19 protein-coding genes and 1 pseudogene are annotated in these 19,280 nt (G+C 61.0%); 7 read left to right on the plus strand and 13 right to left on the minus strand.

Translation table 11 applies throughout. The features are described 5' to 3' along the window. Complete coding sequence (locus U5G49_RS32555; protein ID WP_131646972.1) at nucleotides 1–984, plus strand: ABC transporter substrate-binding protein; 984 nt, start codon at nucleotides 1–3, stop codon at nucleotides 982–984. A 9-nt stretch (nucleotides 985–993) separates the two neighbouring features. Next, nucleotides 994–1,764: an ABC transporter ATP-binding protein gene (locus U5G49_RS32560; RefSeq protein WP_028732415.1), complete on the plus strand. Its 771-nt coding sequence runs from the start codon at nucleotides 994–996 to the stop codon at nucleotides 1,762–1,764. A gap of 20 nt (nucleotides 1,765–1,784) precedes the next feature. Here the strand turns inward: U5G49_RS32560 and U5G49_RS37215 are convergent. From U5G49_RS37215 to U5G49_RS32585, 6 genes and pseudogenes are all read right to left on the minus strand, one after another. Beyond that, nucleotides 1,785–1,958: pseudogene (locus U5G49_RS37215) on the minus strand (chloride channel protein); the annotation flags it as partial. Nucleotides 1,959–2,005: 47 nt separating this feature from the next. After that, nucleotides 2,006–2,914, minus strand: a complete 909-nt coding sequence (locus U5G49_RS32565) for a homocysteine S-methyltransferase family protein (protein WP_018449085.1) — start codon at nucleotides 2,912–2,914, stop codon at nucleotides 2,006–2,008. Nucleotides 2,915–3,034: 120 nt separating this feature from the next. Then, nucleotides 3,035–3,724 carry an ABC transporter permease gene (locus U5G49_RS32570; protein ID WP_028732414.1) on the minus strand — a complete coding sequence of 230 codons (690 nt, stop codon included), beginning with the start codon at nucleotides 3,722–3,724 and terminating at the stop codon, nucleotides 3,035–3,037. Nucleotides 3,725–3,736: 12 nt separating this feature from the next. Next, a complete protein-coding gene (locus U5G49_RS32575; protein WP_018449087.1) occupies nucleotides 3,737–4,462 on the minus strand; it encodes an ABC transporter permease in 726 nt (241 codons plus the stop codon). An 11-nt stretch (nucleotides 4,463–4,473) separates the two neighbouring features. Then, the gene (locus U5G49_RS32580) at nucleotides 4,474–5,247 is read right to left on the minus strand and encodes a transporter substrate-binding domain-containing protein (RefSeq protein WP_131606764.1); all 774 of its coding nucleotides are present in this window, start codon (nucleotides 5,245–5,247) and stop codon (nucleotides 4,474–4,476) included. A 47-nt stretch (nucleotides 5,248–5,294) separates the two neighbouring features. Beyond that, nucleotides 5,295–6,074, minus strand: coding sequence for an ABC transporter ATP-binding protein (locus U5G49_RS32585; RefSeq protein ID WP_018449089.1), 780 nt, complete (start codon nucleotides 6,072–6,074; stop codon nucleotides 5,295–5,297). 163 nt (nucleotides 6,075–6,237) lie between these two features. Between U5G49_RS32585 and U5G49_RS32590 the strand changes: the two genes are divergently transcribed. From U5G49_RS32590 to mctP, 5 genes are all read left to right on the plus strand, one after another. Further along, the gene (locus U5G49_RS32590) at nucleotides 6,238–6,702 is read left to right on the plus strand and encodes an Lrp/AsnC family transcriptional regulator (RefSeq protein WP_018246856.1); all 465 of its coding nucleotides are present in this window, start codon (nucleotides 6,238–6,240) and stop codon (nucleotides 6,700–6,702) included. 102 nt (nucleotides 6,703–6,804) lie between these two features. Further along, a complete protein-coding gene (gene mctS, locus U5G49_RS32595; RefSeq protein ID WP_193445952.1) occupies nucleotides 6,805–8,190 on the plus strand; it encodes a two-component system sensor histidine kinase MctS in 1,386 nt (461 codons plus the stop codon). Next, nucleotides 8,187–8,831: a two-component system response regulator MctR gene (gene mctR, locus U5G49_RS32600; protein WP_112908358.1), complete on the plus strand. Its 645-nt coding sequence runs from the start codon at nucleotides 8,187–8,189 to the stop codon at nucleotides 8,829–8,831. Before mctS ends, mctR begins: the two co-directional genes overlap by 4 nt. 271 nt (nucleotides 8,832–9,102) lie before the next feature. Continuing rightward, nucleotides 9,103–9,300 (plus strand): DUF3311 domain-containing protein, encoded by a 198-nt coding sequence (locus U5G49_RS32605; protein ID WP_018517713.1) that lies wholly within the window; start codon nucleotides 9,103–9,105, stop codon nucleotides 9,298–9,300. Then, nucleotides 9,290–10,765, plus strand: a complete 1,476-nt coding sequence (gene mctP / locus U5G49_RS32610; RefSeq protein ID WP_112908359.1) for a monocarboxylate uptake permease MctP — start codon at nucleotides 9,290–9,292, stop codon at nucleotides 10,763–10,765. The genes U5G49_RS32605 and mctP overlap by 11 nt, the downstream gene beginning before the upstream one ends. 90 nt (nucleotides 10,766–10,855) lie before the next feature. Here the strand turns inward: mctP and U5G49_RS32615 are convergent, their stop codons facing one another. The 7 genes from U5G49_RS32615 to U5G49_RS32645 all read right to left on the minus strand — a co-directional run bounded on the left by U5G49_RS32615 (nucleotide 10,856) and on the right by U5G49_RS32645 (nucleotide 19,188). Continuing rightward, entirely contained in the window at nucleotides 10,856–12,817 is a 1,962-nt protein-coding gene (locus U5G49_RS32615) for a HAMP domain-containing methyl-accepting chemotaxis protein (RefSeq protein ID WP_028732411.1), read from the minus strand. 517 nt (nucleotides 12,818–13,334) lie between these two features. Then, entirely contained in the window at nucleotides 13,335–14,405 is a 1,071-nt protein-coding gene (locus U5G49_RS32620; protein WP_193445951.1) for an LLM class flavin-dependent oxidoreductase, read from the minus strand. A 58-nt stretch (nucleotides 14,406–14,463) separates the two neighbouring features. Beyond that, a complete protein-coding gene (locus tag U5G49_RS32625) occupies nucleotides 14,464–15,840 on the minus strand; it encodes an LLM class flavin-dependent oxidoreductase (protein ID WP_193445950.1) in 1,377 nt (458 codons plus the stop codon). Nucleotides 15,841–15,877: 37 nt separating this feature from the next. Next, nucleotides 15,878–16,627, minus strand: coding sequence for an ABC transporter ATP-binding protein (locus tag U5G49_RS32630; protein ID WP_193445949.1), 750 nt, complete (start codon nucleotides 16,625–16,627; stop codon nucleotides 15,878–15,880). Further along, a complete protein-coding gene (locus U5G49_RS32635) occupies nucleotides 16,603–17,502 on the minus strand; it encodes an ABC transporter permease (protein WP_193445948.1) in 900 nt (299 codons plus the stop codon). The genes U5G49_RS32630 and U5G49_RS32635 overlap by 25 nt, the downstream gene beginning before the upstream one ends. Nucleotides 17,503–17,536: 34 nt before the next feature. Continuing rightward, on the minus strand, nucleotides 17,537–18,562 hold the full coding sequence (locus tag U5G49_RS32640; RefSeq protein ID WP_193445947.1) for an ABC transporter substrate-binding protein: 1,026 nt from the start codon (nucleotides 18,560–18,562) through the stop codon (nucleotides 17,537–17,539). 287 nt (nucleotides 18,563–18,849) lie between these two features. Continuing rightward, a complete protein-coding gene (locus U5G49_RS32645) occupies nucleotides 18,850–19,188 on the minus strand; it encodes a hypothetical protein (RefSeq protein WP_028732406.1) in 339 nt (112 codons plus the stop codon). Nucleotides 19,189–19,280: the final 92 nt, after the last annotated feature.

Consider the following 19,280-nt stretch of genomic DNA (forward strand, 5'->3'; position numbering starts at 1 on the left):
ATGACATTCCATCCCCGCCACATCCTTCTGCCGGCTGTGATCGCTCTCGGTCTTGCCACGCCGGCCGCAGCCACCGATACGGTGAAGCTGCGCTACCTCGCCAGCCAGGGCGGTCTTGCCGCCCATGAACTCGCCGCCGAACTCGGTTATTTCGACGGCACGGGCATCACGCTGGAAAATGTCGGCTACGCCCAGGGCGGCCCGGCCTCGCTGATTGCACTGGCATCGGGTGATGTCGAAATCGGCAGCGCTGCAACCTCCGCCGTCCTGAATTCGATCATCGGCGGCAATGATTTCGTCGCCGCCTATCCCTCGAACGGCATCAATGATGAGGTGCAGTCGACCTTTTACGTGCTGGAAGACAGCCCGATCAAGGGTATCAAGGACATCGCCGGCAAGAGCATCGCGGTCAATACGCTCGGCGCGCATCTCGACTATACCATCCGCGAGGCCTTGCATTCCGTCGACCTGCCGACGGACGCAGCCAATCAGATCGTCGTTCCCGGGCCGCAGCTTGAGCAGGTGCTGCGCTCCAAACAGGTGGATATTGCCGCCTTCGGCTATTGGCAGACGACCTTCGAGGGGGCCGCGCTCAAGAAGGGCGGCCTGCGCGCGATTTTTGACGATACCGACGTGCTTGGAGACATTGCCGGGGGCTTCGTGGTACTGCGCCGCGATTTCATTCGCCAGCATCCGGAGGTCTCGAAGATTTTCGTCGAGCAGTCGGCCCGCGCCCTCGACTATGCCCGCGAACATCCTGAGGAAACCAAGAAGATCCTGGCCAAGGCCCTCAGCGAGCGCGGCGAGAACGCTGATATCGCGCAATACTTCCGCGGCTATGGCGTGCGTGCCGGCGGCCTGCCGGTCGAGCGCGACATCCAGTTCTGGATCGACGTGCTGGTTCGCGAAGGCAAGCTGAAGCAGGGCCAGCTTGCGGCCAAAGACATCCTCTTTACCGCCGATGCCAAGCCGGCAAGCAACTGAGGAATGGTGATGAGCATCGCTGAGGACACGCGCCGCGGAGAAGTGACGATCCGTCACCTCTCCAAATCCTACAGGTTGAACGGGGCACCTCTACAGGTTCTCAGGGATGTCAACCTCCACGTCCGCTCCGGCGAAAGCCTCGCCATCGTCGGCGCCAGCGGCTCGGGCAAGACAACCCTGCTCAGGGTTCTGGCCGGTCTTGAGGATTCCGACACGGGCGAGGTTCTCGTCGATGGCAAGGCGGTGCGAGGCGTCGGCGCAGAGCGCGCCGTCATCTTTCAGGAACCGCGCCTTCTGCCCTGGCTGACCGTGCTCGACAATGTGGCCTTCGGGCTGAAAACAAGGGGCCTGTCGCGTGAGCAGGCGAGGGGACGGGCGCGCCATTATGTCAAGCTCGTCGGCCTGCAGCAGTTCGAGGCGGCCTATCCCCGGCAGCTCTCCGGCGGCATGGCCCAGCGCGTCGGCATCGCCCGGGCTCTGGCCGTCCAGCCCGAGATCCTGCTGCTCGACGAACCGCTCGGCGCGCTCGACGCAATGACCAAGATCGGCATGCAGCAGGAACTCGCACGGATCTGGCGCGATGAGGATGTGACGACCATCCTCGTCACCCACGATCTCGAGGAGGCGATCTACCTGGCCGACCGGATCCTGATCCTGCCGCGGGAGAAGGGCGGCGAGCCGCGTCTGATCGAAATCGATCTGCCCCGTCCTCGCGACCGCAGCGCACCGGAATTCGTTCGACACCGCGAAGAGCTGCTGAACCTGTTCGGACTGCACTGACGTCTACAGACGCCAGCCTTTGCAAAGAGCAAAGTATTTGCCCGGGACAGTTCGAACGGGTCGACGCCATATCCGCGTGTGATGTGCTGACCGCGGCGCGCGATCTTCTCGGTGAGGGTCGAGCGACGCAGCAGAAGGATGGTGACGGCATAGGCCACCACCGTTGCGGCGAGGAGCGGAACGAGCGTGCTGACGAACACGGCGTCAAATTGCGACATAGCCGAGTTCCCAACGTGCCGCTTTAACCCAAAAGCGTCTTCCTCAAGCGATGGATATGGGCGGCGCCAATGCCGCAACAGCCGCCGATGATGGTCGCGCCGGCTTCGGCCCAGGAGCAGGCATAACGCGAATAGGCGTCGTCATTCAGATCGGCGCGGGTATCGTGCAGGCCTTCATTGGCGGCTGCGTCGCCTGTTTCCCCTTCGAAGGCATTGGCATAGACGCCGATTTCGATGTGAGCATCCATCTTTCGGAAGACCCGGGCTGCCGTCTCCACAGCCGCCTGCATGACTTCGGGCTTGCTGCAATTGAACAGCAGAGCTTCAGCGCCCGATGAAACCGCCCAGGATGCCGCATCCTCGACCTTTTCTCCGGAGCGAAGCTTCGGTTCGCCGCCACTGATGGCTGCCTCGTCATCCGCCAATGTGAAGGAAATCCAGAACGGCTTGCCTGATGTCGCCACCGCCTTGCGGACGGCCTCTGCCTCGGCGATCAGGCTCAACGTCTCGCCGAGCCATATATCGACGAAGGGGCCGAGGTTCTCGACAAGCACCTGGAGATAATCCTGCACCCGCGAAGGCTGAAAATTCTGCGGCTCATATGAACCGAAGATCGGCGGCAGCGACCCGGCAACCAGCACCTTCCGATCGGTAACGGCATCCGCCGCCTCGCGCGCCAGGCGACCGGCGAGACGGATCAGCGCCGGCCCTTCCTTCCGGAACCGATCCTCGCCGATGTGAAAGGGCACGAGCGCATAGCTGTTCGTCGTAACGACCTCAGAACCGGCGGCGATAAATTCCTGGTGTACCCTACGGACGATATCCGGCGCATTGATCAGCGCCAATGCCGACCATTCCGGTTGTTTCAGTTCGGCACCCAGCCGCAGCAGCTCGCGGCTCATGCCGCCATCGAGAATTCGCGTCGTGCTCATGAAGCAGTCTCCATTCAGTCTGTCGCGCCGTCATCGGCGGCGGGCTTTTCATAACAAAGTGGGCAAGGTGCGCGTGGTTCGTGCGCCAGGGAGTTCATGGGGCGGTCCTGTTCCGTCGGCCTAGCGGCGAACCGGCACCTGCGCTTCGAGACCTCGAAAGACGCGGGCGATCACTGCGGTCAGCGCGAGATAGAAGAGGGTGACGACCAGCAGCGGTTCATAGACGAGCAGAGTGTCCTGCCGAACCTTGTTTGCCACGGCGTAGAGATCCATCACCGTCACCGTAAAGGCGAGCGGTGTCGCCTTGAGCTGCATGACGATCTCTCCCGCAATCGTCGGCAGGGCGATGCGAATGGCGCGCGGCAGCCAGATGCGGCGGGTCAGCATCCAGGGTGAAAGGCCGAAGGCCCGGCCGGCTTCGAGCTCGCCCTTGGGAACGGCAAGCAGCGCGCCGCGCAACACCTCTGCCTCATAGGCTGCGTAGTTCAGGGTAAAACTGACCGCCGCGAAGAAGAAGCCCTCGCGCAGGATCGGCCAGAACAGGCTCTGGCGGATGCCGGGGACCATCGGCAGAAGCGAGCCCACCCCGTAGTAGAGAAGCCACAGCTGTATCAGCAGCGGCGTGCCGCGAAAGAAGGTGCAATAGCTGCGCGCCAGGAGCCGCGTCAGTCTGCCGCCGCTGACCTGCGCGAAGGCGAGGCCTATGGCGATGACGAAGCCGAACACCACGGAGATCACCAGCAGGCAAACAGTCTGCCAGGCGCCGGTCAGAAGCAGCGGCCAATAGGAAGAGATCCAGGTGAAACTCATGGGGCGCTTTCTTCAGGCAAGGCGCGGCTGTCCCCGCCGTACCCGTCCCTCGATCAGTTTGAAGACGACGTTGGAAACAAGAGTGATGGCGAGATAGAGAAGGGCCGAAGCAAGGAAAAAAACGAAGTAATGCTTGGTGCTTGCCCCGGCAAGACGGGTGGCGAGCGCCAGTTCCTGGTAGCCGACGACCGCGACCAGCGCGCTGTCCTTGGTGACCGACATCCACAGATTGGCAAGACCCGGCAGCGCGTTTGGCAGGAGCGCCGGCAGCAGAACCCGACGGAACCTCAGCACCGGTCCCATGCCGAATGCCTTGGCTGCCTCGATCTGGCCGACGGGAATGGCGAGGATCGCGCCGCGCAGCACCTCCGTCATGTAGGCACCCTGGACGAAGCCCAGCACGGCGACGGCCGCGACGAAGCCGTTCACATTGACCGGTGGCAGGTCCAACGCGGCGAGCAGCCGGTTGAGACCATCGGTGCCGGCATAATAGAGCCCGACGATCAGGATCAGCTCGGGAACGGCACGGATCAGCGTGGTGTAGAGATCGAGCAGCAGGCGCAGCATGCGATTGCCCGAAAGCTTTCCAAGCGCGCCGCCCGTGCCGAGCAGCAGGCCGATCGCGAAGGCGCAAGCCGAGATGGCGACCGTGGAGACCGCACCTGCCAGAAGAACGCCGCCCCATCCCGGAGGATAGGGAGACAGCAGGTCCAGAATACCTTGTTGCGTGGTCGCCATCGTTGGGCTGCTTACTTCGCGCCGTAGATGTCGAAATCGAAGTACTTCTTGTTGATGGCGTCGTATTGGCCACTGGCACGGACGGCTGATATCGCCGTGTTCAGCTTGGCTTTCAGTTCCGTGTCTTCCTTGCGCAGGCCGCCCGAAACGCCAGCTCCGAGAATCTCCTTGTCGTCGGCGACGTCGCCCATCTTGGCGCAGCAATCCTTGCCGCCATCGCTTTTGAGGAACGCGTCAAGTGCCAGTGAATCGCCAAATACATAGTCGATACGACCGGAGGCGAGGTCCTGAAAAGCCTCGTCGAGCGTCTGATAGGTCTTTTCCTCGGCAGCGTCGGCGAAATACTTCTTGTAATATTCCGACTGGATCGTCGACACCTGAATGCCGATGGTCTTGCCCTTCACGTCCTCGGCAGTGGCGCCCGGCTTCTGGTCCTTGGGACCGATCAAGGTGCTCGGCGTGTTGTAATATTTGTCGGTGAAGTCGATCACCTTCGAGCGTTCCGCGGTGTTCGACATCGACGACCAGATCACGTCGAACTTCTTGCTCTGGAGCGCCGGAATGAGACCATCCCAGGAAATCTCGACGATCGAGCATTTCTCCTTCATCTCTTCGCATACGGCATTCATAAGGTCGATCTCCCATCCCTGCCATTGGCCGGAGGCGTCCTTGGCGAAGAAGGGTGGATAGGATTCGTTCATGACGCCGAAGCGGACTTCGGCCTGTGCGGTGACGGCGGAAAGCGCTAGCGCTACACCGGCGAACAGTGTGGGGAGCAGTTTCATTCGCAGGATTCTCCTGGTTTGTGTTGTCGATGATAGATCGATGCGCATCAGTGGGCGCTGAGGCCGGTGAATTCCCGGCAGCGGGCGCTGACCGGCGCCCCGAATATCTGCTCCGGCGAGCCTTCCTCCTCGATCCGTCCCTGATGCAGGAAGAGAACACGGCTGGAAACATCCCGGGCAAAGCGCATTTCATGCGTGACGATCAGCATGGTCCGGCCTTCTTCCGCCAGATCGCGGATGACCTTCAGCACCTCGCCGACCAGTTCCGGATCAAGCGCCGATGTCGGCTCGTCGAACAGCATGACATCAGGATCCACGCAGAGCGCTCTGGCAATCGCAGCACGCTGCTGCTGACCGCCGGAGAGGAAAGCGGGATAGGCGTCGCGTTTATCGAAGAGCCCGACCTTGTGGAGCAGGGCCTCAGCCTTTTCGATAGCCTCGCGCCGCGAAATGCCCATGACGTGTACCGGCGCCTCAATGACGTTTTCCAGCACCGTACGATGGGCCCAGAGATTGAAACTCTGAAAGACCATCCCCAATCCGGTCCGTATCCGCTCGATCTGCCGCCAGCTGCGCGGCTGCAGCCGGCCGCCCCGCCCCATCTTGAGCGCGATTTCCTCGCCGTTTACGGCAATGCGGCCACGATCAGGCGTTTCCAGGAAATTGATGCATCTGAGAAAGGTGCTTTTGCCGGAGCCCGACGAGCCGATGATCGAAATCACATCGGACTTTGCGGCCTGCGTCGAGATACCCTTGAGAACCTCTTGCGAGCCGAAGCTTTTATGGAGATCTTCGACGCGAAGAGCAGGAAAGGGTTGATCTAGCATGCATGGTTCCGGCTGAATTGAATTTGCGAAGGATAATGATAAAATTACGCGGTTTTTTCGCGCAGTTTTCATCTATTCTGCATATTTTATGCAAAATAATCTTCCTCGTGCGGCAAGTATGGCGGAATGCGCGAATTGTTGCGGCGAGAACTAGGACTGGACAATGGAACAACTCGATCGTTTTGACCGCGACATTCTCGATATCGTTCAGCGCGACTGCCAGCTGAAAGCCGAAACGATCGCCGAACGGATCGGACTGTCAGTCTCGGCCGTGCAGAGGCGGCTGAAGCGGCTGCGCGAAGAAGGGATCATCAAGGCGGAGGTGGCCGTCGTCGACCGCAAGGCGACGGGCACAGCGATGGTGTTCATCGTCGGGATGGAGATCGAGCGGGACAATTACGACGCGCTGGCCAAGTTCCGCCTCTGGGCTGAGAAGCAGGATCACATACAACAGGTCTATTATGTCACAGGCGCGGTCGATCTGATTGCGATCGTCACCGCCCGCGACGTCGAGCATTACGACGACATCGCTGCGCTGATCATGGCTGACAATCCGCAGATCCGCCGTATGCACACGAATGTCGTTCTGCGCGACGTCAAACTCGGCCTCTTCGTCCCGCTGGAATAGCGCAGACGCGATGGCTCCGCCGGCATTGGTTCCGACAAGCCGCTGGACTCGCATTTGACAAAGGGCATAATTCCGGGCGCAAATTCTCGGGAGGAATGATCGTTGACGTTACGACACCAGATCATCGCATTGGCGATCGTTCCACTCGTCATTTCGATCCTTGCGATCACCACCTTCATCACATGGCAATCGGCAAACCTCGCCAAGAACAGCATCGACACGTTCGAGCAGAACATGCTGAAGACCAAGGAAGCCGAGATCCTCAACCTGACCAATCTTGCCCTGTCCGCCATCCAGACGATCTATGACAATGCCGGTTCCGATGACGAAGCCGCCAAGCAGCAGGTGGCGGCGATCCTGACCTCGCTCGATTACGGCAAGGACGGATATTTCTTTGTCTATGATTACGACGGCAACAACATCGTCCATCCGCGCCAGAGTTTCCGCCATGGGCACAATTGGCTCGACCTTACCGACCCGGATGGCGACAAGGTCATTGCCGAACTGATCGCCACGGCAAGAGCGGGCGGGGGTCTGCATCAGTACAAATGGCAGAAGCCATCGACCGGACAGATCGCCGACAAGCTCTCCTTCGTCGTCAGTCTCGACAAATGGCACTGGGTCGTCGGCACCGGCGTTTACCTGGATGACGTCTTTGCCCAAAGTGCCGCCGCCAACGCCGGGATGCGCGCCAACATAAGACGGACCTTCGTCATCGTCGCGCTGATCGCCGTGCCTTCGGTGCTCGTCGTTTTCACGACCTGCATGCTGCTGACGTTCCACGAGCGCCGCATGGCCGACAGCCGGCTCAAGGCGCTGACACAGCGGGTCATCGATACGCAGGAAGAAGAGCGCGCACGGCTGGCGCGCGAGTTGCACGACGGCATTTCCCAAAATCTCGTCGGCGTGCGCTATGCGATGGATCTTGCCGGCCGCAAGGTCAGAACCAATGTCGACGACGCGGCTGTCACCATTGACCGCGGTGTCGAAGCGCTGAACAGCGCCATCAAGGAGATCAGGCGGCTGTCGCACGATCTGCGCCCGCGCGTGCTCGATGACCTCGGCCTGACGGCTGCTCTCGAGGCGCTGTGTTATCATTTTGCCGAGCGGACGGGGATCGAGACGAAAATCGACGCCTCAAGCTTCACTGACACGCTCAAGGCCGAAGCCAATACCGCGCTTTATCGCGTCGCACAGGAAGCGTTCAACAATGTCGAGCGGCACTCGGGCGCCTCCCGGCTTGCGGTCAAGCTCTGGAGCGACGGCGGCCGGGCCCGCATGACCGTCACCGACAACGGCAGTGGCTTCGACGGCACCGAGGATGGCATATCCGGCAGATCAGGTCTTGGCCTGCGCAACATGCAGGAGCGGATGGCCCACTTCCGCGGCCTGCTGTTGATCAACAGCAGCGAGACCGGGACGACGCTGACGGCGATGATGCCGAAATCGGCCAATCGTCCCGCCGACCAGCAAGCGGAGGCCGCATGACGGAACGCCCGAAAATCAGGGTGCTCTTGATCGACAATCATCCATTGGTGCTGGACGGGTTGAAGGCCGTGCTCGAAACATTCGACCATATCGAAGTTGCCGGAACGGCCGGGCTTGCTCAAACAGGTCTCGAGATCGGCCGGCAAGTTCTGCCGCAGGTCGTGCTGATGGACATCAACATGCCGAAGCTGAGCGGCATCGATGCAATCGAATTGTTCAGGAACGAACTTCCCCAGGCGCGGGTCGTGATGCTCTCGATGCATGACAGCCGCGAGTATATTTCCTCCTCGGTCATGCATGGCGCTGCCGGTTACGTCCTGAAGGACGTTTCGACCGACGAGATCGTCTCGGCCATCGAGACCGTGGCAGGTGGGGGGACATATTTCTCGTCCGGCGTGTTCGACGCGCTGATGGGCGAACGCGCCGAGGAGGGGAGCGATCCCCTGACACCGCGCGAACGCGACATTCTCGGGCTGATCGTTGCCGGCAGGAGCAACAAGGAGATCGCCGACGTGCTCGGGATAACCTCCGCCACGACGGAAACCCATCGCAAGAACCTCAAGAGGAAGCTCGGCATCACGACCACGGCAGGCCTTATCCGCTACGCGCTCGATCATGGCATCGTCTCGAAAGTCGGGTAAACCTAGCCTACCCACTTCTGGGTAGACCCCGGCATTTCAGCGCCGCGCCCATCTTGTGAGGACAAAATCAACGCCATAGGACTCCATCCACGGCTGGCCAAGTGCGAGCCGCTGGGAGGAATTCACATGTATTACATCAGCTTTCGATCGGTCGGAAAACATCGAGCGACCCGAACCGGGCCTGCCGCGGCCGCCGGCTGACAGACCTGCCTTCCACGCCGACAACTGGAACATGGCGACCGCCGTCGCGGCGCCTGAAAGGTATTCCGACATGGAAAAACCACGTAGCAAGGCAGCGCTGTGGCTGCTCATCATTCCCTACATAGGTCTGCTCTGGCCGCCCTTCTACAATGTCCGCGAGCCGTCGCTTTTCGGCTTTCCGTTCTTTTACTGGTATCAGCTTCTCTGGGTGCCGATCACTGCGACGCTGACCTGGATCGCCTATCGGAGCACCCGCCATGACGACTGACATCAACGGCACGGCGCTTGCCGTCTTCATCTTCTTTTTCGCGCTCGTCACCGTCATGGGCTTCGTCGCCAGCCGCTGGCGCAAGCCCGAAACGCTGGCCCATATCGATGAATGGGGCCTCGGCGGACGCAACTTCGGCACCTGGATCACCTGGTTCCTCGTCGGCGGCGATTTTTATACCGCCTACACCGTGATCGCCGTCCCGGCGCTCGTCTATACTGTCGGAGCCTACGGCTTCTTTGCGCTGCCATACACCATCGTCGTTTACCCCTTCGTCTTCATGGTCATGCCGGTGCTGTGGAAACGCGCCAAGGATTTCGGCTATGTGACGGCTGCCGACGTCGTTCACGGCCAATACGGATCGCGCAGTCTCGAACTCGCCGTGGCGGCAACGGGCGTCATCGCCACCATGCCGTATATTGCCCTCCAGCTCGTCGGCATGACGGCGGTCCTGAAGGCGCTCGGGCTGCATGGCGAGTTGCCGCTGGCGATCGCCTTCGTCGTGCTGGCGCTCTACACCTACTCCGCGGGTTTGCGCGCACCGGCGCTGATCGCCTTCGTCAAGGACATCATGATCTATATCGTCGTGATCGCGGCCGTCGCACTGATCCCGTCGAAACTCGGAGGTTACGCCAATGTCTTCGCCTCGGCCGATGCGGCCTTCCAGGCCAAGGGTTCCGGCAACCTGCTGCTCGGTGGCAATCAGTATGTCGCCTATGCCACGCTCGCTTTGGGTTCGGCGCTCGCGGCCTTCATGTATCCGCATACGCTGACGGGCATCTTTGCCTCCAACAGCGGCAAGACGATCCGCAAGAATGCGATCATGCTGCCCGCCTATACGCTACTGCTCGGTCTTCTGGCGCTGCTCGGCTATATGGGGCATGCCGCCAACCTGAAGCTCGACAGCGCCAATGACGTTGTTCCCACGCTGTTCAAGACGCTGTTTTCGGGCTGGTTCTCCGGCTTCGCCTTTGCGGCGATCGCTATCGGCGCGCTGGTGCCGGCAGCGGTGATGAGCATTGGTGCCGCCAATCTCTTCACCCGCAATTTCTGGAAAGCCTATGTCGACCCCGGCGTCAGCGATGCCGGTGAGGCGAAGGTTGCAAAGATCACCTCGCTCGTGGTGAAGATCGGTGCGCTTCTCGTCATCATCTTCCTGCCGACGCAGTTCGCACTCGACCTGCAGCTGCTCGGCGGCATCTGGATCCTGCAGACGCTTCCGGCGCTGGTCTTTGGCCTCTATACCAATTGGTTCCGCGCACCCGGTTTGCTTGCCGGCTGGTTCGTCGGCTTCGGCGGCGGTACTTTCCTCGTCTGGGACGCCGGTTGGAAACCTTTGCATCTGATCAGCCTCGGCGGCGAACCCTTCACCGTCTACACGGGACTCCTGGCGCTTGCGGCAAACATAGGCGTTGCGGTTGTTGTCAACGCCCTGCTTCCAGTCAAGGCTCCGGCTCGGGCATAAGATTCAAATGCGAAGGGCAGCAAACGCTGCCCTTCGTAAAATCATGCCGCTTTGGCGTTCCAGCATCGACTGGAGGGAAATCAGGGCGACTTAAAACTCTTCCCAATCGCCGGCCAATGCCGCATTCCCATTAGTCTGGAACGACTTACTCACTTTGGCAACCATCTGGCGCGCAGGCGAGGGCGCCGGTTGAGCATGTGGCGCCGCGGCAGCGGGCTGCGCTACGCGCTTCGGTGCCACCGCTCCGCCAATGTTGAACTGGCCCAGCAGCTGGAACAGCGCGTCGGCTTCCTTGGCCAGGTTGTGGGCGGCCGCTGTGGCTTCTTCCACCATGGCGGCGTTCTGCTGCGTGCCCTGATCCATCTTGTTGACAGCGGTATTGATCTCTTTCAGCCCCGTCGCCTGCTCTTGCGAAGCGCCGACGATGGCCCCCACATTGCCGTCGACCTGCTGTACCTGCTCCGCAATCTCTTTCAGCGCCTTTCCGGTCTCGCCAACCAGGGCAACGCCGCTTTTCACGTGGCCATTCGAAGCGTTGATGAGTTCCTTGATTTCTTTTGCCGCCTTGGCGGAACGTTGCGCCAGCTCGCGCACTTCCTGAGCGACGACGGCAAAACCCTTGCCTGCCTCACCGGCGCGGGCGGCTTCGACGCCGGCATTCAGCGCCAGCAGATTGGTCTGGAACGCGATTTCATCGATGACGCCGATGATGCTGCCGATTTCGGTGGCGGAGGATTCGATTTTGCCCATGGCATCGACCGCATCCCGAACGACGCTGCCCGAGCGCTCCGCACTGTCCTTCGTCTTGCGAACGAGTTGGCCGGCTTCCTGAGCCTTGTTGCTCGAGTCGGCAACGGTGGTAGTGATCTCTTCCAGGGCAGCGGCGGTTTCCTCGACGGAGGCTGCCTGCTGTTCGGTCCGCTTGGCGAGATCGTCGGAGGCGGAGCGGATTTCCTGTGCACCGGCCGCGATGGCGCTGGCGTTCTGGGCAACCTTCTGCATGGCGGCACGGAGCTTTTCGACTGCTGAATTGAAGTCGGCTCTGAGCTTTTCGAGAGACGGAATGAACGGAGTGCCGATCTGCTGTGTGAGGTCGCCGTCCGCCAGCGCCTGCAATGCATCGCCAAGCTGGCCGACAGCCTTGTCCGTCTGCTCGGCAAGGGTGCGGCGTTCATCGGCATCCTGTTCGAGGCGATGCCGCTCCGACACGGCTCTCTTCGCCTCGGCGTCTGCTTCCCGTTCCGCCTTTGCTGAAATTGCGTCGCGCAGCCCTGCCACCGCCCGTGCAAGCTTGCCGATCTCGTCGCCCCGCGCTTCGAGGCGACGATCGCCATCAAGATTGCCCTCCGCCATTGCTTTCAGCGAAAGCTGAAGTTTTGCCAGCGGGCCGACGATCGTGCGTGCGGTGACGGCGGCGGCAACCAGTGAAAGAACAGCCGCAATGCCGAGCGCGGTCAGCGCCAATGGCTTGAAGCCGCTTGCGGTGCTGCGAACCTCGCCGCCAATCGATTTATTCAGCGCTTCCTGATAGTCGATGAATTTGTTGATGGCGCCAAGCCAGGCAACGAAGGCCGGTCGAGCCTGTTCGAGCAGGATCTTGCGGGCAGCCTCGCCGTCGCCCTTCTCCTGCAGTGCAATGATCTGGGCGACCAATGGATTGGTCTTCGCCTGGATGTCCGCGATCTCACCGAGAATGGTCTTTTCCTGTTCCGTCGCACCGGCCGGAGAGGCGACCATATCCGCCATGCGCTTTTCATTTTCGGCGTAGGAGGCCGCCAGCTTTTCGATCAATGCCTCGGCGGCCTTCCGTTCATCGGCAGACGTCACCAGGGTGACGTCGCGAATGGCGATTGCCCGATCATGCACGCTGCCGCGATAGTTGATAGCAAACCGCTGCTTCACGCTGTTGACGTCGTTGATGGTTCCAAGCTTATCGTTGATCTGCGCAACTTTTTCCGTCGAATAGATGGTCAAGCCGACCATCAGCAAAAGGAGAACGCTGAAGCCAAGCGCCAAGCGCGCCACAACTCCGAAACTCATGATATTCTTCATATGCACTCTCCCCTCGCGGTGAGGTTTGTTGGAAGGATGTCTCGCAGCCATGATTGCTTGTCATATCTCGTTCGAATGCCGAGCCTCGGTATGTCTCCGAGTGCATTCCGACAGGCACCCCTGTGCCCGGAATCGCGCTTGAGATACGGAACATCCGTCAAAGCAATAAAAGCCGATTTCATGCGAAGTTCGGGTGCCTCACCCGCCATCATGGCGGAGGTGACGAGCCTAAAGAACGTCGCCCCGATGTCTAAAAAAAGTTAGAGGAATATATTTTAGAGAGTGTAAACGGAGCCGACGGAGCATGCTATATCGCCATATCTGGATAGCATTTGCGCTTTTCGGACGGACTATTTGAGGAGCGCTCTCCCGGTGGTTGCGAAATCCGCGGACTCCCCTGCGCAACAAGGCTCTGCGACTACGCGACGCCGTCCTGGCATCGGGTCGTGATTTGATGAAAGGTCTCGGCAACGGCATGAATTGCAGCTTCATTGCCGGAGCGTCGGCGCTTCCGGCTTTAGCTGCGTAGCAGTGGAAGTAGCTGATCGCCCTGCCGCTTGATTTCGGAGAGATACGGCGTGTCGGACAGCACGAAATGGGTGATGCCGAGATCCTGGTATTTGCGCAGCGAGCGGGCGACGTCTTCCGCCGAGCCGACCAGCCAGGTGGTGCCGGCGCCGCCGCCGCCGAACTTGCCCGGGGCGGTATAGAGGTTGTCGTCGAGGACGTCGCCGCGCTCATGCAGATCGAGCAGCCGCTGCTGGCCGACGGCGAGCTCGCGCTGGTGATCGTGCCAGCCGCTGCCCTTGCTTCTGGCCATCTCGGCGACCTTCGCCTCGGCATCGGCCCAGGCCTGTTCGGTGGTGTCCCGGACCAGCGTCGTTATCCGCAGTCCGAATTCCAGCGGCGGGAGGTCGCGGTCCAGCTCCCTGCTCAGCGCCTTGAGCCGCGCGATCCGTTCGCGGACACCATCGAGCGGCTCGCCCCAGAAGAGCTGGACATCGGCCTCGGTCGCGGCCACCCGCTCGGCCGCCTCCGAGGCACCGCCAAAATAGAATTTGGGGTGCCGACGGTCGCCACGGACCTGGATGCGCGGCACCACGGTGGATTCGGCGACCCGGAAGTGCTCGCCCGCCGAGGTGACGTTTTCTTCGGTCCACAGTCTGCGAACCAGCCGCATGAACTCCCTGGTGCGGCCGTAGCGATGTGCCTGATCGCCCTCGCTGTCGCCGTAGGCGGCCAGATTGTCCTTGCCCGACACGATGTTGATCCGCACCCTGCCGCCCGTCAGGTGGTCCAGCGTCGCCGCCGCAGAAGCGAAGTTCGCCGGCCGCCAATAGCCCGGGCGGATCGCAATGAGCGGCTCGAAGGTGGTGGTCCGGGCGGCGAGCGAGGCGGCGACGGTGAACGTGTCGGGACGGCCCCAACCGGTGCCGATGAGCGCGCCCTTCCAGCCATGTTCCTCCAGCGCCCTTGCGTGGCTGGTCAGCGTATCCAGGCTGTTGTGGTTCTCGACAGCGGAATCGCCGCGATGACCGGCTTTGACATCGTTGGGAACATACCAGAGAAATTCGGAATTATTGCTCATGCATGCTGCAGTTCTGTGTGATTGGAACAAGGAAACCAGGGGGAAGCCCCTTCGGAAATCATACGGCCGCCTGCACCTTTTGCTGCTGCCCCGCCTGAACCACAAAGCCATTCGGCGGGCGCTGAAGGCCCAAGTTCTCCCGCAGCGTCGTGCCTTCATATTCGTGCCGGAACAGACCGCGCTTGCGCAGGATCGGCACGACCTGATCGACGAAATCGGTCAGAGCGGTGGGCAGGATCGGCGGCATGATGTTGCAGGCGTCGGCCGCACCATTCTCAAACCAGCTCTGCATCGCATCGGCGATCTGCTCGGGCGTTCCCACAACCGTCCGATGGCCACGAGCGGTGGCGACCGCCAGATAGAACTGGCGCAGCGTCAGATTGTTGCGCGAGACCAGATCGGAAACCAGCTTGAGGCGGCTTTTGTTGAGTTCGGTATTTTCGGGCAGGGGAGGGGCGGGATCGTCCAGCGAGTAGCCGGAAAGGTCGACGCCCTTGTAGTGGCGGGCAAGGATATTCCAGGCGATGGAGGGATGAACGAGCGATTGGATATGGTCGTAGTTCGCCTGGGCTTCCGCTTCCGTCCCGCCGAGAACAGGGAATATGCCGGGACTGATCAGCAGTTCGTCCGGCCGGCGTCCATAGCGGGCCAGTCGCCCTTTGACGTCGGAATAGAATTCCTGCGCATCCTCGAAGGTCTGGTTGGCGGTAAAGATCATCTCGGCCGTGCGGGCGGCAAGTTCGCGCCCCGGTTCGGATGCCCCAGCCTGCACGATGACAGGATAGCCCTGAACCGGACGGCCGACGTTGAGCGGACCGGCCACCGAGAAGAACTTGCCCTTGTGGTCGACGAGATGCACCTTATCGGGATCGAGATAGACCCCGCTTTCCTTGTCGCGGATGAAGGCATCGTCCTCATAAGAATCCCACAGGCCCTTCACCAGGTCGACGAATTCCTCGGCCCGCTCATAACGATCGGCATGGGCGGGATGGCCTGCGATTGAAAAATTCTTCGAAACATCCGCTCCCGTCGTGACGACATTCCATGCCGCACGACCCTTGGAGATATAGTCCAGCGACGCAAATCTGCGGGCGAGAAGGTAAGGGTCCTCGTAGGTCGTCGATGCCGTGGCGACGAAGCCGATATGTTTGGTCACCTGGGAGAGCGCGGCCCAAAGGGTCAGAGGCTCGAAATGCGCGCCCTGGGCGGTGCGGCGAAGCGCTTCCGGGTCCTTGGCGCGGTCCCATCCAGCCGGACTGTCGGCGACGAAGACGAGATCGAATTTGCCGCGTTCGGCGGTCTGCGCAAGCTCGCGGTAGTGATCGATATTGAGGCCGGCATCGGCCTGCGCCTCCGGATGACGCCAGGCGGCAATATGATGGCCGGTCGCCATGATGAATGCGCCAAGCCGCATTTGCCTTTCCGATGTGCTCATTGGCTTATCTCCAGATCAAACTGAACTGTTGCTGATGTCAGGCGGCCTTGCGGCCCGGAAGCTCGACCCCGAGCCGGCTCAGGAGGTGGATTCGGAATTGCGCAAAGCGCGGATCCCCGTGATCGCGTGGCGTCGGCAGATCGATCTTGAGGTCCTCGATAAGGCGCCCTTCGTCGAGAACCAGTATCCGGTCGGCTAGCGAAATCGCCTCGTCGACGTCATGGGTGACAAGCAGCACAGCAGGACGGTGTCTTGCACACAACTCCCGGAGCAGATCGTGCATTTTCAGCCGAGTCAGCGCATCAAGCGCGCCAAACGGCTCATCGGCGAGAAGCAGGGCCGGTTCGCGCACCAGCGAACGGGCAAGAGCGACCCTCTGCTGCTCGCCACCCGAAAGCTGGTTCGGCCACGCCGTTTCCCGACCCGCAAGTCCTACCTCCGCCAAAGCCTTCCGTCCGGCTTCCTGGCCGGAAGGTCCACGTAGGCCGAGCGTGACGTTCTGGATGACGCTGCGCCACGGCAGCAGGCGGGCGTCCTGGAAAACCACCGAGAGGCTCTCCGCCGTCTCGAGGGTGCCGGTTCCCTCGACACCATGATCGAGACCGGCAAGAGCCCTGAGGAACGTGCTTTTGCCGGAACCACTGCGGCCGAGCAGGGCGACGAACTCGCCTTCTTCAATATCGAGATCGACGCCGTCGAGGATCGTCTTCGTCGCAAACCGGCGTACGAGATTTCGCACGTGGACGGCTTTGGTTGCGGACTTCAGTTTGCCAGGGTGCGGCGCCATGAGAGGACCCTCCGTTCAAGCAGGCGGACGAGACCATCCGAAACGAGACCGAGCAGCACATAGACCACCAGGCCGACGAGAATGACGTCGGTCTGCCCGTAATTTCGGGCAAGATCGATCATGTAACCGAGCCCGCTGGTGGCGTTGATCTGCTCGACCACGACAAGAGAAACCCAGCAGAGGGTGACGGCAAACCGCAGACCCAGAAGGAAACCCGGCAGGGCGCCGGGCAGCACCACCTGAAGGATGAAGTCCTTCTGGCTCATGCGCAGGGTCTCGGCCAGCTCGACGTAACGGCTGTCGATGCTGCGGAGCGCATTGTGGGTGTGGATGTAAATCGGCACGATCACGGCAAGCGCGATGGTCGTAACCTTCATGCTCTCACCGATGCCGAACCACAGGATCAGCAAGGGGATCAGGGCCAGCGTCGGTATCGCACGCTTGATCTGGATCGGCCCGTCGATCAGGGCTTCCCCGATCCGGGACAGGCCGGCGATAATCGCCAGGATCGTGCCGATCAGCAATCCGATGCTAAGGCCGAGCAGGGCGCGGGTCGCCGACGTCACGAAATTGTCCTGCAGGCGACCCTGCTCTATCAGCCTTACGAAAGCCTCGATGACAGTCCACGGCGCCGACAGGATGCGTGGGTCGATCCATCCCAATGCCGAACCGACGACCCAGGTCAGGACAAGCAATACCGGCCCGATCTGCAACCCGAAAGGGATCGCGGGTCCGGGACCCAGCCTGCGCCGGGCGCGGGGGCCAGCAGAGCTAGCCGCGCCAACCGCCTTTGCCACGCGTGAGCCTCCATGCGCAACTCTCCCGCTTGTTGTCAGGGATAGTTTCGCCTCATCTGCATCCCAAGTGGTTGCCATGTTTCAGATCTCCTCTCCGAAGGAATGTCGGACGTTACTGGCTCTTGGCCAAAGCCGCGGCACCGAGCTTTTCGAAGCGGTTGTCGAAAATCTGCTCTACATTGAAGGGTTTGTAGCCGAGCTCGTCCGCCAGCAGGTTGATGGTTTCCTGGTGGCGCTTCTTCACTTCGCTCCAATCGGCGGGAACGATCTGTTCGCCGGTCAGCTTGACGAGAAACTCCCCGTCCTCCTGGCTAAGGCCCTGCTGACCGACGTAATATTCCTTGATCCAGAGATCCGGGTTCCGGTTCACCCATTCGGTGGCGCGTGCCCACAGACCGACATATTCGGCGAGAGCTGCCGCCTTGGCGGGGTCGTCCAGAACCCATTGCGGCGCATAAAGATGGCTCGGATCATCCCGCAGGCCATGCTCCACGAGGGTCGCACCATCGGGTCCGTATTGGGTGATGTAGCGCCTGATGTAAACGCCGCCGAGCGGTGCGATGTCGACTTGCTTGCTCGCCAATGCCTTCGGATAGACGTCGCTGGTGCTTGGCAGTTCCACCAAGGTGACGTCGCCGCTCTTCAAGCCTGCGGCATGGAGGGCACGCAGAACGAGCGTGCCCTGAGCCTGCCCCGGGCTGAAGGCGATGCGTTTGCCGCGGAAATCCGCCAGCGTCTTGACGGCCACGCCCGGCGCGATGCCGAAGCGATAGATGGGATTGGCAATCGGGTCACGGCGTTCGCGATAGGCGATGTTGCGGACGGGCAGGTTGTTCCAGTTGGCGAAAATCGAGGGGATCTCGGCCACCGATCCGACGTCGAGCGCATGGGCGCGGAAAGCTTCCGACGTCTGCGGCCCGCCGCTGATATTGGCCCATTTGACTTCAAAACTGAGCTCTTTATCGAGGCCGGACACCTCGAGAGCTTTCTGAGTGACCGGATCGCCGATCGTCAGCACCGTGCCTGGCGGCACTTTGGAAAGCAGGGGGGCGTCTGCCTGGGCTGACGCCGGACCGTGAATGGCACTGAGACCAAGTAGACTGAACAACGCAATTTTGAATGTGTTTGCCAATGTCATCGTCGATCTTCCCGTTTCGGATTGTTGTTTGCAGGAACGATGCACGGTAAGATGGCGGATAATCTACTAAATCGATAGACTATTTAGTTTAATAAAAGCGCCGCTGGTGGAAAATTGTCCCCAAAAGTCGGGCAACCGGAACGATCGCATCAGGCGCCTTCGCAAGATGATCGGCGTTAGCAGGCGTGAAAAAAGCGCCTGGGACCGTCGTCCGCGGGCGCTTTACGGGTCTTTGTTCAACCACCTTTCAGACGCCCGAACCGTCTAAACGTCAGACTCGCCTGATGTCAGGCAATATGTGGTGCGTATTCATTGGCCGAGAATACGTGGTGATGCACCTTGCCGGTGAAGAGTTGCAGGAGTTCGCCGGTGACTTCGCGGCTCTCGGACCGCACATCGGAGAGAAGTGCCGCCTTCACCGCATCCATATCGGGGTAGCGAATGGCCAAGGCCATGGCGTAGACCGGGGCGCCCTCGTCGCGCTCCATCCCATCCAGCACCCGTATTTCCTCGGCGCCCGGAAATTTCGTCCAGAGAGGGACGAGCCGCTGCCGCACGAATTGGCGGAATTCTTCTTCCCGCCCGGAATGGATTTCGCCTTCAAACAAAGCATATCGAATGATCATAGGTTCTCTTTTCCAAAACTCGCCGGAGCTGGATCGATGGTGGTGTGTTGTCGGAATATCAGGGCGTATCGGTCGATACGCCCTGATTGGGA

Source organism: Rhizobium indigoferae (genome assembly GCF_034554815.1).
GTDB classification, from domain to species: Bacteria; Pseudomonadota; Alphaproteobacteria; order Rhizobiales; family Rhizobiaceae; genus Rhizobium; species Rhizobium leguminosarum.

Coding starts and splice junctions, on each gene's coding strand:
- U5G49_RS32555 (WP_131646972.1), top strand. CDS start 1: ATGACATTCCATCCCCGCCACATCCTTCTGCCGGCTGTGATCGCTCTC.
- U5G49_RS32560 (WP_028732415.1), top strand. CDS start 994: ATGAGCATCGCTGAGGACACGCGCCGCGGAGAAGTGACGATCCGTCAC.
- U5G49_RS32565 (WP_018449085.1), bottom strand. CDS start 2,914: ATGAGCACGACGCGAATTCTCGATGGCGGCATGAGCCGCGAGCTGCTG.
- U5G49_RS32570 (WP_028732414.1), bottom strand. CDS start 3,724: ATGAGTTTCACCTGGATCTCTTCCTATTGGCCGCTGCTTCTGACCGGC.
- U5G49_RS32575 (WP_018449087.1), bottom strand. CDS start 4,462: ATGGCGACCACGCAACAAGGTATTCTGGACCTGCTGTCTCCCTATCCT.
- U5G49_RS32580 (WP_131606764.1), bottom strand. CDS start 5,247: ATGAAACTGCTCCCCACACTGTTCGCCGGTGTAGCGCTAGCGCTTTCC.
- U5G49_RS32585 (WP_018449089.1), bottom strand. CDS start 6,074: ATGCTAGATCAACCCTTTCCTGCTCTTCGCGTCGAAGATCTCCATAAA.
- U5G49_RS32590 (WP_018246856.1), top strand. CDS start 6,238: ATGGAACAACTCGATCGTTTTGACCGCGACATTCTCGATATCGTTCAG.
- mctR (WP_112908358.1), top strand. CDS start 8,187: ATGACGGAACGCCCGAAAATCAGGGTGCTCTTGATCGACAATCATCCA.
- U5G49_RS32605 (WP_018517713.1), top strand. CDS start 9,103: ATGGAAAAACCACGTAGCAAGGCAGCGCTGTGGCTGCTCATCATTCCC.
- mctP (WP_112908359.1), top strand. CDS start 9,290: ATGACGACTGACATCAACGGCACGGCGCTTGCCGTCTTCATCTTCTTT.
- U5G49_RS32615 (WP_028732411.1), bottom strand. CDS start 12,817: ATGAAGAATATCATGAGTTTCGGAGTTGTGGCGCGCTTGGCGCTTGGC.
- U5G49_RS32620 (WP_193445951.1), bottom strand. CDS start 14,405: ATGAGCAATAATTCCGAATTTCTCTGGTATGTTCCCAACGATGTCAAA.
- U5G49_RS32625 (WP_193445950.1), bottom strand. CDS start 15,840: ATGAGCACATCGGAAAGGCAAATGCGGCTTGGCGCATTCATCATGGCG.
- U5G49_RS32630 (WP_193445949.1), bottom strand. CDS start 16,627: ATGGCGCCGCACCCTGGCAAACTGAAGTCCGCAACCAAAGCCGTCCAC.
- U5G49_RS32635 (WP_193445948.1), bottom strand. CDS start 17,502: ATGGCAACCACTTGGGATGCAGATGAGGCGAAACTATCCCTGACAACA.
- U5G49_RS32640 (WP_193445947.1), bottom strand. CDS start 18,562: ATGACATTGGCAAACACATTCAAAATTGCGTTGTTCAGTCTACTTGGT.
- U5G49_RS32645 (WP_028732406.1), bottom strand. CDS start 19,188: ATGATCATTCGATATGCTTTGTTTGAAGGCGAAATCCATTCCGGGCGG.